The organism is Gilliamella sp. B3464, from assembly GCF_026536145.1.
GTDB lineage: Bacteria > Pseudomonadota > Gammaproteobacteria > Enterobacterales > Orbaceae > Gilliamella.
In genome coordinates this window covers 374,364-386,892 of the sequence record NZ_JAFNOQ010000001.1, presented here as the reverse complement: position 1 = coordinate 386,892, position 12,529 = coordinate 374,364, and the positions used below count along the sequence as shown (strand labels likewise).

The 12,529-nt window shown below is 35.9% G+C and carries 11 protein-coding genes; 2 read left to right on the top strand and 9 right to left on the bottom strand.

What is annotated here, in order from left to right:
- Window positions 1-34 precede the first annotated feature (34 nt).
- Window positions 35-409, bottom strand: a complete 375-nt coding sequence (locus J3U57_RS01740) for a hypothetical protein (protein WP_267333743.1) — start codon at window positions 407-409, stop codon at window positions 35-37.
- A 257-nt stretch (window positions 410-666) separates the two neighbouring features.
- Here J3U57_RS01740 and J3U57_RS01735 point away from each other — a divergent pair, with 257 nt between their 5' ends.
- Window positions 667-1,731, top strand: a complete 1,065-nt coding sequence (locus J3U57_RS01735) for an MJ1255/VC2487 family glycosyltransferase (protein WP_267343645.1) — start codon at window positions 667-669, stop codon at window positions 1,729-1,731.
- 14 nt (window positions 1,732-1,745) lie between these two features.
- Window positions 1,746-2,243 carry a type 3 dihydrofolate reductase gene (folA, locus tag J3U57_RS01730; RefSeq protein WP_416379635.1) on the top strand — a complete coding sequence of 166 codons (498 nt, stop codon included), beginning with the start codon at window positions 1,746-1,748 and terminating at the stop codon, window positions 2,241-2,243.
- A 50-nt stretch (window positions 2,244-2,293) separates the two neighbouring features.
- Here the strand turns inward: folA and relA are convergent, their stop codons facing one another.
- The 8 genes from relA to J3U57_RS01690 all read right to left on the bottom strand — a co-directional run bounded on the left by relA (window position 2,294) and on the right by J3U57_RS01690 (window position 12,193).
- The gene (relA, locus tag J3U57_RS01725) at window positions 2,294-4,537 is read right to left on the bottom strand and encodes a GTP diphosphokinase (protein ID WP_267333741.1); all 2,244 of its coding nucleotides are present in this window, start codon (window positions 4,535-4,537) and stop codon (window positions 2,294-2,296) included.
- Window positions 4,538-4,547: 10 nt separating this feature from the next.
- Entirely contained in the window at window positions 4,548-5,876 is a 1,329-nt protein-coding gene (gene rlmD / locus J3U57_RS01720) for a 23S rRNA (uracil(1939)-C(5))-methyltransferase RlmD (protein ID WP_267333740.1), read from the bottom strand.
- A gap of 15 nt (window positions 5,877-5,891) precedes the next feature.
- Complete coding sequence (coaD, locus tag J3U57_RS01715) at window positions 5,892-6,380, bottom strand: pantetheine-phosphate adenylyltransferase (RefSeq protein ID WP_267333739.1); 489 nt, start codon at window positions 6,378-6,380, stop codon at window positions 5,892-5,894.
- 238 nt (window positions 6,381-6,618) lie between these two features.
- Window positions 6,619-7,617 carry a galactose-1-epimerase gene (gene galM / locus J3U57_RS01710; protein ID WP_267343644.1) on the bottom strand — a complete coding sequence of 333 codons (999 nt, stop codon included), beginning with the start codon at window positions 7,615-7,617 and terminating at the stop codon, window positions 6,619-6,621.
- Window positions 7,608-8,765, bottom strand: a complete 1,158-nt coding sequence (gene galK / locus J3U57_RS01705) for a galactokinase (RefSeq protein WP_267343643.1) — start codon at window positions 8,763-8,765, stop codon at window positions 7,608-7,610. Before galK ends, galM begins: the two co-directional genes overlap by 10 nt.
- Window positions 8,766-9,815 (bottom strand): galactose-1-phosphate uridylyltransferase, encoded by a 1,050-nt coding sequence (galT, locus tag J3U57_RS01700; protein WP_267343642.1) that lies wholly within the window; start codon window positions 9,813-9,815, stop codon window positions 8,766-8,768. It lies immediately after the preceding gene.
- A 44-nt stretch (window positions 9,816-9,859) separates the two neighbouring features.
- Complete coding sequence (galE, locus tag J3U57_RS01695) at window positions 9,860-10,876, bottom strand: UDP-glucose 4-epimerase GalE (protein WP_267343641.1); 1,017 nt, start codon at window positions 10,874-10,876, stop codon at window positions 9,860-9,862.
- A gap of 9 nt (window positions 10,877-10,885) precedes the next feature.
- The gene (locus tag J3U57_RS01690; RefSeq protein WP_267343640.1) at window positions 10,886-12,193 is read right to left on the bottom strand and encodes an MFS transporter; all 1,308 of its coding nucleotides are present in this window, start codon (window positions 12,191-12,193) and stop codon (window positions 10,886-10,888) included.
- Between the last annotated feature and the right edge of the window lie 336 nt (window positions 12,194-12,529).

The following is a 12,529-nucleotide window of genomic DNA, read 5'->3' as shown; positions in this document are numbered from 1 at the left end:
TGAATTACTTACTTCTTGTGTTTGATAAATACTATTAAGCAATTTTTGGTGGTTTTAACTCAGGAATACTTTCTTTATATACAGGTATAAATGTTATTGGTCGGTACTGTTTACTTTTAATGGCATAATCAAAAGAAAAAAAATAGTTAGTAACAAGTGAGCTACATGTTGGGCAGTGGTTTAGTTGTTGATATTTGTTTGGAATTGATGAGTTGGGATTAGATTGAGTCGTATTATGGTGACGCTTGCTCTCTTTTAGGTTAACTGCCGTTTGATGTGCCAAGTTACAACGCGTAGAAGATTGAAAATAATTTTTAGACAAATGCCATGTAGAAACACTCAGCAAAAATACAAGTATTGCGGATAATGCAATAATAGTATAAGCCTTATTGTTGATTCTTAATGACATATTCTATCTCACTATTCATCTAACAAACTATCTGTTTATTCTACCGGAAAAAGGAGTAAATTTATACTTTTTTAAAATTGTTAACTTTATCTGATTTAATTCAAATTGTTTATTTAATTATTGATAAGTGACTGGTTAACGACTACTGCGTAAAATTATAGTCTAATTATTGGGTCTTTTGATATAAAATAAGAAAGATAAATGCTTACTGTTCTGTTATTATATTTACCTAACTTTAAATCGACAAATCATACGATATGAAAATTCTCTTTGGTGTTCAAGGAACAGGAAATGGCCACGTCAGTCGTTGTAGAACATTAGCCAATGCACTTAAAAAAGCAGGGGCTGATGTTGATTATATTTTCAGTGGACGTGATCCTAAAGACTATTTTGATATGCAAGTTTTTGGTAATTATAAAACCTATCGCGGTGTTTCGTTTGCGACGTTAAATGGTAAGATTAATTTTCGCAAAACCGTACAACGGATTCGCGCTTTTCGTTTAATTAAAGATGTGCGTGAACTCGATTTATCGACATATGATTGTGTTATCAGTGATTTTGAGCCAGTTAGTGCTTGGGCTGCGCATTATCAACATCGTGATTGTTTAGGGATTAGTAATCAGGCGGTGTGTCAATATCTTAAACCTAAAGAATATGGATTGATAGCCAATGTGATTATGAAGTATTATGCACCAGTGACTAAACCCATTGGGTTACATTGGTTTCATTTTGGACACAAATTGATACCGCCAATGATTGATTCATTTGAGGTTGCCTCAAGTGAAAATGGCAATATCGTTGTTTACTTACCATTTGAAGCATTAGATGAAATTACTGTGTTATTGCAGCAGTTTCCAAATTATCAATTTATCTGTTTCCATCCGGATATTAAACAAGTTGAACAGCACGGTAATATTCTTTTTCAACCACTTGGTCGAGATAGTTTTACGCACGCTTTAGTCAGTTGTTCCGGAATCATTGCAAATACTGGCTTTGCTTTAATTTCAGAAGCGTTAGTTTTGGGTAAAAAGATTTTAACTAAACCGGTATCGGGGCAATTTGAACAGATCTATAATGCTCAATGTTTACAAGCGTTAGATATGGCAACAGTGATGGAAAGTTTGAATAATATCAAACTTAAATATTGGCTTAGTTTGCCTTCTCCTAAACCAATCATCTATCCAGATGTCGCAACTGAACTTGCTAATTGGATCGTTTCAGGGCAAAAAGAGCCATTACTTTCGTTAAGTGAACGGCTTTGGAGTCAAACGATATTTCCTGAAAATGTCAATCAGAAGATAAAATCCTTAGGATATGTGTAAGTAAAGGTATAAAAATGATTTTAAGCATTATTGTTGCTATGGCGAAAGATCGTGTCATTGGTCTTAACAATCAAATGCCGTGGCATTTACCGGCAGATTTGGCTTGGTTTAAGAAAAACACACTACATAAACCGGTTATTATGGGACGCAAGACTTATGAGTCTATTGGTCGTCCTTTACCCAATAGACATAATATTATTATCAGTCGACAAGCTCAGTTAGAACATAATTCTGATAATGTAAGTTGGGCAAAATCAATTGACGAAGCATTATCTATAGCTAAAGATCAGCTTGCCGATGAAGTCTTTATTATTGGTGGCGGTAATATTTATCAGCAAGTTTTACCTTTTATCGATCGGTTATATTTAACACATATTGATGCCTATTTAAAGGGTGATACCTATTTCCCCGATTATTTGGTTCGGCAATGGCAACAAGTTTATTGCCAAAATTGCTTTGCTGATGAAAAAAATCCTTATCATTATCAATTTGAGATTTTAGAAAAAGTTTAACTATCGGTAAATTGCCACAGCATTAATTGATGTGGCAATTAAATCAAGGGTTATCCTTGAAAGCGTTTTGCTTCAACAACATCGGGTAATTGCTTAATTTTATTTAGTACACGATTAAGTGAGTCGTGATCGAAAATTTGTAAATCCATGTCAATTGTCGCTAATTGCTGTTTAGTATCACTGCGACTTGATACACCTAATACGTTGACTTTTTCGTTAGCAACAATAGTGGTAATATCGCGTAATAAGCCACTTCTATCATTAGCTATAATTCTAACAATCATGGTATAGCTTGATTGGGTGTTTTCACTCCACGCTGCACTTGTTATGCGTTCCGGAGCATGATTTTTTAACTCTTGCAATTGTTCACAATCAGCTCGATGTATTGAGATGCCTCGACCTTGGGTGACAAAACCAACAATAGGATCACCTGGAATAGGACGACAACAGTTAGCAATGGTATACATTAAGTTACCTACGCCTTCAATGATGATTTCACCACTTTTTGTTGTATTTTTGGTTTGAGCGGTCGATTTTTGCGAAATTTGCTTTAATACCGCTTCGTCTTCTTCTTCCGCTGTTGGCTTATTAAATTGCGCGTTAATAAAGTTAACTAGTTGGTTAATTCTGATGTCACCACTGCCAATACCCGCTAAAACTTCATCAAATGAATGGGCGTTATATTTTGCGATAAGAATTTTTTCAACGCTTTTGATACTAATATTCAGCGGTTCTAATTCGTTTTCAAGTATCTGTTGACCAGCCGCAATATTCTTATCACGATCTTGTTTTTTGAACCAAGCTTGAATTTTGGCACGTGCACGGCTACTATTGACAAAACCTGTATTAGGATTTAACCAATCACGACTTGGATTAGGTTGTTTTTGCGTAATGACTTCAACTTGATCGCCAATTTTTAACATATAAGTAAAGGGGACAATGCGCCCATTTACTTTGGCACCAATACATCTGTGGCCGACATCGCTATGAATATGATAAGCAAAATCAAGCGGTGTTGAACCCGCTGGCAAATCAACCACATCACCTTTAGGTGTAAATACATAAACCCTATCATCAAAAATTTGGCTTCTTACTGCTTCTTGGATTTCACCACTTTCTGACATCTCTTTTTGCCAAGTTAATAGTTGTCGTAACCAAGAGATGCGCTGATCATAAGCCGTCATCTTGTCAGTAGTGCCTTCTTTATACTTCCAATGTGCAGCAATACCGAGTTCAGCATCGTTATGCATTTGTTCGGTACGAATCTGAATTTCGATAGTTTTGTCTTGTGGGCCATAAACAACCGTATGAATAGATTGATAGCCATTGGGTTTGGGATTGGCTACGTAATCGTCAAATTCTTTAGCAATGTGTTTGTAATGACTATGTACAATACCCAGTGCGTTATAACAATCTTCAACGCGATCGCAAATAATTCGTACCGCTCGAATATCATACAGCTCTTCAAACTGTAAATGCTTACGCTCCATTTTTCGCCAAATGCTATAAATATGTTTTGGACGACCATAAACTTCGGCATGAATATGATCTTGATTCATTAAATCCTGTAAAGTTTTAACAAATTTATTGATATATAATTCTCGGTCTAATCGCTTTTCTTGTAGTTTGATTGCGATCATGCGGTATTGGTCAGGATATAAATACCGGAAGCAAAAATCCTCTAATTCCCATTTTAATTGCCCAATACCTAATCGGTTGGCCAGTGGGGCATAAATATTAAAGCACTCTTTAGCGGCAAGGACTTGCTCTTCTTTAGGGGCATTCATTAAATTGCGTAAGTAAGTGATACGCTCAGCAATTTTGATTACAACGCTACGAAAATCATTTACCATCGCCAGTAACATACGCCTGATACTATCGATTTGTTCTGTTGTCGCATTACCGTTACGAATTGCACGTAGTTGTCGCAAGTCTTTCATTCGGATGATGCTTGAAATAATATGGGTAATTTCGCGGTCAAAATCTTCTGGAATATCTTCACGACGGATAATCTTAGATTCTAAGAAAGGTAGCAATAACGCAGCACTTAAACTGTTAACATCCATACTTAAGGTTGATAAAATTTCAACCATTTCAATGGCACTTTTGAAACAATACAGCTGCTCAGGTGCGCCTGCACTATTTTCAAAACAGAAATCCCAGACATCTTTAAATTTTTCATAAGATTGCGGGTTAGTTAGTAACAGTTCTTGTTTGGCCCATTGTTCGACATCAAACTGAGCAAGAGAATAGTGTTCTTCGCTCTGTTGGTGGGCTCCTCTAATAGATACCATAATTATGATCCTACTTCGTTAACAGCAACATTGATTCAATGTGCTTGGTTTGTGGAAACATATCTAAAATTGCGACTTGAGCAATCTTGTATCCTTTAGCAATAAATTGTTTACAATCTCTGGCTAATGTAGCCGGATTGCACGAAATATAAACGATCTTTTTAGGTGATATTTTTACAATTTGGGCGGTAGTATTAAAAGCACCTGCTCTAGCGGGATCCAATAGAACTTTCTCAAATTGTAAATGATTCCATGTTGAAAATTGCTGCTCATCCTCTAAATTACTGGTTAAAAATTGGGTATCTGCACGTATTTCACTGCGATTTAATTTGGCATTGAATTGTGCTTTTTCAACCAGTGCTTTAACACCTTCGATGCCTGTGACCGATTTACTTAATGTTGCCATCGGCAATGAAAAATTACCCATTCCACAAAATAGATCTAAAACGTTGTCCGTCGGCTCTAATGTTAGCCACTCAAGTGCTTGGTTAATCATCTTTTGATTAATTTTACTGTTTACTTGAATAAAATCTAGAGGGCTAAAGGTTAATTTTAACTTATTGATTTGATAATAATGCTGGTTATCACCGGTAATATGAACAAGTTTATCGCCATGCAAATAGAGTGAAATGTTATGTTCTTGAGCAAATTGTCGTAATAATTTGGTATCTTGCTCATCCATCGGGCTAATATGTCTTAATACAACAATTACCCCACTATCTACCGAGATTAATTCAATATGACCTAGTGATTTTTTTTGTTTAATATTAGTTAAGCAGTGTTGTAATGGAATCAGTAAGTTATTTAACTTATCAACTAAAACAGGACAATGTTTAATATTAATTATTTGATTTGATTCTGCTTGTCTAAAACCAACAAAAAGTACACCTTTGATCAGGTTGATAGATAATCTGGCTCTTCTGCGATAAGCGTAAGGTTGATCGGCAATAATAATAGGGGCATCGTTAAGCACATTATCTAATGTTGCGCCACTCTCTTTTTTTAACAAATTAATTAATGCTTGATATTTAGCTTGTTGTTGCACGCGTGGTGATATGTGCTGTAAGTCACAGCCACCACATTTTTGATAATATTGGCATGGCGGTTTAAGGCGATCTTGGCTTTGGTTATGATATTTAATGACGGTTGCTTTGGCATAATTTTTTTTATCTTCCGTAAGTTGAATATCAACTGTTTCATTAGGTAGCGCAGATTTAACGAAAATTGTTTTGCCATTATGATTGGCTACCCCTTGACCGAAGGCATCTAACGTTGAGACTGTTACAGTCAATTTTTGCGGAATAAATTTCTTTTTAGGTGGAGTATAAAAATTAACCATATTAACTTACTTAAATTATGTCAAGCGCTTTAAAAGTTCCGTTTTAACGTGTAAAGGCACTAAGTTTGAAATATCACCACCATGAAAAGCAACATCTTTTACAATAGTTGATGAAATAAATCCCATTGCGATAGATGGCATTAAAAATATCGTATCTAAATCGGGTTTTAGTGCGCGGTTCATTTCGGCCAGTTGCCTTTCGTATTCAAAGTCATGCGTGGTTCTTACACCACGGACAACCACTGTCGCATTATGTTTTTGGGCAAAATCTGCCATTAAATTATCAAAGCCAATGACTTCAACATTAAGTAAATGCTCAATGGCGCTAGACGCTAAATTGACGCGTTCATCTAGTGTAAAAAGCGTTTTTTTATTAGGATTTTGTGCAACAGCAATAATTAAACGTGGAAATAATTGCGACGCTCGGGTAATAAGATCAATATGACCATTGGTGATCGGATCAAAAGTACCAGGAAAAATAGCGGTTAAAGTTTTACTTTTCATGTTCAGGTTATCCATTAGGACATATTAAAAATATCATACCTAATTTTATGCCAGATTGTTAGTTTAAGCTGGTAAAAACTTACTGTTTTTATTTTGGTGTATATGGTGCACCTTAATTTCTTATATTTAATGGTATACCAAAATTGGTGAAAAGAGTAAAGTTGCTTTTTCTTTAATTGGTGGGTTATGGGTAAAAATTAAGTATTACTGTCATGTACTTTAATCAAATAAGTCGTTTTTACGTTGTGATAAATTGATAGGTTATATGGTGATGATACACTTCATTGGGTTGCAAATAACAGCTTGGTTGTGGCCATTGTGGGTGATGCGGGCTATCGGGTAAAAATTGTGCTTCTAATGCAATACCCGCAAAGTTGCTATATACATCATTATGACGATTAGGCGTATTTTGTAGAAAATTGCCAGTGTAGACTTGTAATGCTGGTTTAGTGGTTTTGATATTCATTAAAACTTTTTTATCTGATGATATCAGCTGTGCAGCAATAGCTTTGCTTTTATCTAGTAAATAAGCATGATCATAACCGCCTGTCACTTGCCGTTCGGGACTTTCGAGCAGTCTATCAGACAATTGTTTTGCTTGCCGTAAATCCATGTCATATTGACCAACATCAGCTAAGTTATGATAAGGAATCCCCGCGCTATTAACCGGTAAATAGAAATTTGCATTAACTTTTAATGTATGTGCAAGGACACTGTTACTCAAATCACCATCAAGATTAAAATAAGCATGATTAGTTAAGTTTACTGGTGTTGTTTTGTTAGTTGTTGCCTGAAAATTGATAATGACTTCATTTTCATTAGTTAAATAATAGGTCACAATCACCTTCAGCTCACCGGGAAAGCCTTGATCACCATCAGCCGATATCAAGTTAAATATTACTTTTTGAGCTGATTGATATTCAATGTTCCAAATTTTTTTATCAAACCCACATTGTCCACCATGAAGTAGGTTTATCCCTTGGTTGGCGGTGAGTAAATAGTGTTGACCATTGACATCGATAGTTGCATTAGCAATGCGATTTGCATAACGTCCAATAGTCGCACCAAGATAAGCATCTTGGTGTTGATATTGGTTTAGTGATTGACAGCCCAGCAGTATTTCGCGATGCTTGCTTGCTACAGGTATTAAGCATGATAACCAAGTTGCCCCCCAATTAGAAACCTTAATGGTCATTCCTTGTTGGTTTGTTAATGTAATAATTTGTTTTATTGGCATAAAACGTGGGCTCCTTTACTAGGTTCACAAACATAAATTGTTTCTTTAATACCAAACTTTTTAGAATAATTGTCATTAACGATTGTTTTAACACTGTTTACTTTATCTTTTGCCACCAGTGCGACCACACAGCCGCCAAAGCCACCGCCAGTCATGCGAACGCCACCTTGTTCGCCAATTACATCATGAATAATTTCGACAAGATAATCGATAGCAGGAACCGTAATTTCAAAATCATCACGCATTGAATGATGACTTGCTGCCATTAATGCAGATAATAATTTATAATCTTTGGTTTCGAGTGCTTTTGACGCTTGAACAGTGCGTTCATTTTCGGTAATGACATGGCGTGCACGTTTAAATACTGTTGGATCTAAGGTGGTTTTAATTGTTTCAAGATCAGCTAACGATGCATCACGTAATGCCTTAACACCTAGTGCTTTTGCAGCCGCTTCGCATTGTTTACGACGAGTATTATATTCACTATCAACTAATCCCCGTTTAATATTAGAATTAATAATGACAACAGCAAAATCTTTGGGTATTTTCACTGCTTTGGTTGTCAGTGAACGACAATCAATTAATAGTGCATGTTGAGCTTGTCCTAGTGCCGAAATTAATTGATCCATAATGCCGCAATTACAACCGACAAATTGGTTTTCGGCTTCTTGGCCAATTAAGGCTAATTTTGTGCCATCAAAAGGTAACTGATAAAGGACTTGTAACATTTTACCGACGGCAACCTCAAGCGATGCTGACGAGCTTAAACCTGCGCCTTGGGGGACATTACCACTAATGACACAATCGACGCCATGGATAGCATTTGTATAGTTTTTAAGATGTTTTATTACACCTCGCACATAGTTAGCCCATTGGTAATCAGGATGTTTTTCAATGGACGAATCAAGAGAAAATTGGTCTTGTTGATTATCATAATCGACAGCAATAACACGTATAATATTATCTGAACGTTTGTGACAACTTATCACTGTTTGATAATTAATTGCGCAGGGTAGAACAAAACCATCATTGTAATCGGTGTGTTCACCAATTAAGTTTACGCGCCCTGGCGCTTGTATAAAGGTATCGGGTTGATAACCGAATTGGCTTTCAAATACTTGTGTAGTGCTATCAATTAATGCTTTCATTTACTTATCCTTTTGCTCTTTATAATGCACATCACTTACGTTGCGCAGTTTTTCGGCAGCTTGTTCGGGGGTTAAATCTCGTTGCACTTCGGCAAACATTTCGTAACCAACCATGAATTTTTTTACCGTCGCTGAACGCAACAAAGGTGGATAAAAATGTGCATGTAGTTGCCAATAATCATTGTTATCCCCCACAAATGGTGCGCCGTGCCAACCCATTGAATAAGGAAAAGAACAATGAAATAAATTATCGTAGCGACTTGTTAGTTTTTTGAGCGCAATAGCTAAATCTATTTGCTGGTCATTATTTAACTGAGTTAATTGCGCAATATGCGTTTTGGGTAATAATAGTGTTTCAAATGGCCACACGGCCCAAAAAGGGACAACGGCAAGCCAATGTGCTGTTTCTACCACAATTCGTTCACCCAACGTTAACTCTTTTTGCACATAATCGACTAATAAATTTTGGTGATATTTTTCAAAATAATGGCGCATATTTAGGTCTTCACGCGCAACTTCATTGGGGATAAAGCTATTGGCCCAAATTTGTCCATGTGGATGTGGGTTAGAGCAACCCATTGCCGCACCCTTGTTTTCAAATATTTGTACCCAAGGATAATGTTGGCTCAGTTCTTGTAATTGACTTATCCAAGTTTTAATCACGCCTTCAATAGCGGGTAAATTGAGTTCGGGAAGTGTTTTACTGTGATCGGGCGAAAAACAGATAACGCGGCTAGTACCTTTAGCACTTTGGATCTGGAATAACGGATCTTGGCTTTGCGGTGATTCTGGCGTATCTACCATTAATGCGGCAAAATCATTAGTAAAAACATAGGTTCCAGTATAGTTAGGATTAATATCACCCGTCACTCGCTTATTCCCAGGGCATAAAAAGCAGTTTGGATCGTAACAGGGTTTTTGTTCTTGATTTAATGTTTCTTGCTGGCCTTGCCAAGGTCGTTTGGCTCGATGTGGCGAGACAAGTACCCATTGATTAGTTAATGGGTTATAACGACGATGAGGGTGATCAACAGGATTAAAAATAGCCATTTTTGCCTCTTTTATCTTTCTTCTTATGATTGATGCTATATGGTTTAATCTGGATAGCCTTGTGGGTTATGTGATTGCCAATTCCACGAGTCTTTTACCATATCATCAAGTGTTAATTTGGTTTTCCAACCTAAAATTTGTTCTGCTTTTTTTGCGTCAGCCCAAAACGCGGGTAAATCACCTGCACGTTTAGGAGCAAAGTGCCAATTGAGTGGTTTACCAGAGGCTTTTTCAAAAGCTTTAATAACTTCTAAGACACTATAGCCAATACCTGAACCTAAATTATAAATATGTACACCTGCTTTATGTTGGTCAGCTTTAAGTGCAGCGATATGTCCATCAGCTAAATCGACCACGTGAATAAAGTCACGAACACAAGTGCCATCTTTTGTCGGGTAATTATTACCAAAAACAGCAAGTGACTCACGTTTTCCTACAGCAACTTGGGTGATATAAGGCATTAGGTTATTGGGAATACCGAGTGGATCTTCACCCATTAATCCGCTTGGATGTGCGCCAACAGGATTAAAGTAACGTAATAAAGTTAATGACCAGTCTGGTTCAGCAACAGCTAAATCCATCATACATTGTTCAACCATTAATTTACTTTTTCCATACGGGCTACTTGGTAAACCTTGTGGTAATGTCTCGACATAGGGAACTGGTGCGAGTTCACCGTATACGGTTGCTGACGAACTAAATATTAACTGTTTTACACCCGCAGCTCGCATTGCTTTCATTAACACAATACTGCCATAGACATTGTTTTCATAATATTCAAGCGGTTTGTATACCGATTCCCCCACGGCTTTTAGTCCAGCAAAATGGATAACTGCTTGAATATCATGCTCAGCAAATATTTTTTCTAACAATTGTTGGTCACAGATATCACCATGATAAAAACTGACACTATGCCCAGTAATTTGTTTAATTCTATCTAATACCGAAGCTTTGCTGTTGAATAGGTTATCAATGACAATCGGTGTGTATCCTGATTGAATTAATTGTACACATGTATGACTTCCAATATACCCGCAACCACCTGTTACTAATATTTTCATGTTAAAACCTTAATCTAATGTTATATTTTTGTTGAGTTCTTGTTGATCTTTATTTTGTTCACTGTTTAGTCTTTTAAAGATATCCCAAGGACCGCGTCCAGATAAAGTGAATGACGAAATCAATGTAAAACTTAATGCGATTGCGCCAAGGACTAAATACGTGCCTTCGTAGCCAATTTTAACATACATTAGACCTGCAAAGGTGGACATAAACATAATAGAGAGTTGTTTTGCAAAACAAAATGCAATTAAATAAACTGTTGCTGATAATCGAATAGGAAAGTGTTTAGTAATATATTTAAATGCACCAACCAATAATAATGGCGCTTCGAACATATGTAATGTTTTTAAAATAACAACTTCAATTGCGTTAGTTGCAAATGCTGAACCGGTTATACGAATCGACATAATCGCTCCAGCTATTAATAAAGTATTTTTGCTACCGATCTTCATGACAATAATTGGTGCAAAAAACATAACAGTCGCATTTAAAAATTCCCCAAGCGTTGTGACATAACCAAACGCTTCACGACCCACTTGTTCGCTTTTGAAAAATGAAGTGAAAAAGTTAGCAAATTGCTGATCAAACACATCATAAGTACAGGCAACACCGATAATATAAAGCATAAAATACCATGTTTTACTCATGCTAAGTAAGTTAAACGCAAGTTTCAAATTGAACGGTTCTGGTTTATTAAGTCCCATTTGTTCAACAACGTCGGTCGTTGTTGTTTTGGCTGGATCGGCTATTTTAACTAAAAACAATAAGATAATTGCAAAACCTGAACATAACCAGAAAACGGCATTGATATCTTTTGAAATCATAATACCAACAAATGAAGCACAAATTGCCCAACCAAAACAACCAAACATACGGCATCGGCCAAACTCAAATCCACTTCGTCGACTGATTTTTTCAACCAAGGCTTCTATTGATGGTGAACCGCAATTAAATGCCACACTCAGATAAAGTCCCCCAACTATAGCACCTAAAGTAACGTTAAATTGAAGTAGTGGTCCCAATACAAAAATAAAAAAGGGGCCAAATAGAACTAATAGTAATGTGATAATCCACAATAGATGTTTTTTTAATCCGAGTTTATCCGAGATTAACCCAAAGAAAGGTTGAAAAAGAAGCGCAAATAATGAAATAAATGAGAACACATATCCTGTTTCGGCTTGATCTAACCCATTCATTTTTAACCATACAGGAAAAAATGGCGAATAGGCCCCCATAATGAAAAAATAAAGGAAAAAGTAAAGCGTAAATACCCAGTAATTTTTATTATAAAGGGATGAGGTTATTTTTTGATTCATAATCAACTTCCTTTGCTAATCTTTCAATGAACACGTTATTTGCATATCGTTTACATTAAAAGTAAGTACAAAAAGCCATCTGTTTTTAAGGATAATATCATCTTACTTTTTCAAAAAAAGTGATCTAGATAACATTTTGTGAAATCGATTACATTATTTTATAAATTAGTTACATTACATCATTAAGTTTTTTTGAATGTTGTATTAATGCTAAATCTGAGTTTATACATGCTGTTATTTATAGAAAAATAGTGGCTATTTTCATTAAACTGAATTTTTTCAACTATGATAAAATTAGTTATGACTTAAAATTGTACTTTTATGATATCGGTTACA

Bases quoted from the DNA above. Each gene is read 5' to 3' on its own strand.
- galK (WP_267343643.1), bottom strand. From the start codon at position 8,765: ATGAAAGCATTAATTGATAGCACTACACAAGTATTTGAAAGCCAATTC.
- J3U57_RS01735 (WP_267343645.1), top strand. From the start codon at position 667: ATGAAAATTCTCTTTGGTGTTCAAGGAACAGGAAATGGCCACGTCAGT.
- galM (WP_267343644.1), bottom strand. From the start codon at position 7,617: ATGCCAATAAAACAAATTATTACATTAACAAACCAACAAGGAATGACC.
- rlmD (WP_267333740.1), bottom strand. From the start codon at position 5,876: ATGGTTAATTTTTATACTCCACCTAAAAAGAAATTTATTCCGCAAAAA.
- relA (WP_267333741.1), bottom strand. From the start codon at position 4,537: ATGGTATCTATTAGAGGAGCCCACCAACAGAGCGAAGAACACTATTCT.
- folA (WP_416379635.1), top strand. From the start codon at position 1,746: ATGATTTTAAGCATTATTGTTGCTATGGCGAAAGATCGTGTCATTGGT.
- J3U57_RS01690 (WP_267343640.1), bottom strand. From the start codon at position 12,193: ATGAATCAAAAAATAACCTCATCCCTTTATAATAAAAATTACTGGGTA.
- coaD (WP_267333739.1), bottom strand. From the start codon at position 6,380: ATGAAAAGTAAAACTTTAACCGCTATTTTTCCTGGTACTTTTGATCCG.
- J3U57_RS01740 (WP_267333743.1), bottom strand. From the start codon at position 409: ATGTCATTAAGAATCAACAATAAGGCTTATACTATTATTGCATTATCC.
- galE (WP_267343641.1), bottom strand. From the start codon at position 10,876: ATGAAAATATTAGTAACAGGTGGTTGCGGGTATATTGGAAGTCATACA.
- galT (WP_267343642.1), bottom strand. From the start codon at position 9,815: ATGGCTATTTTTAATCCTGTTGATCACCCTCATCGTCGTTATAACCCA.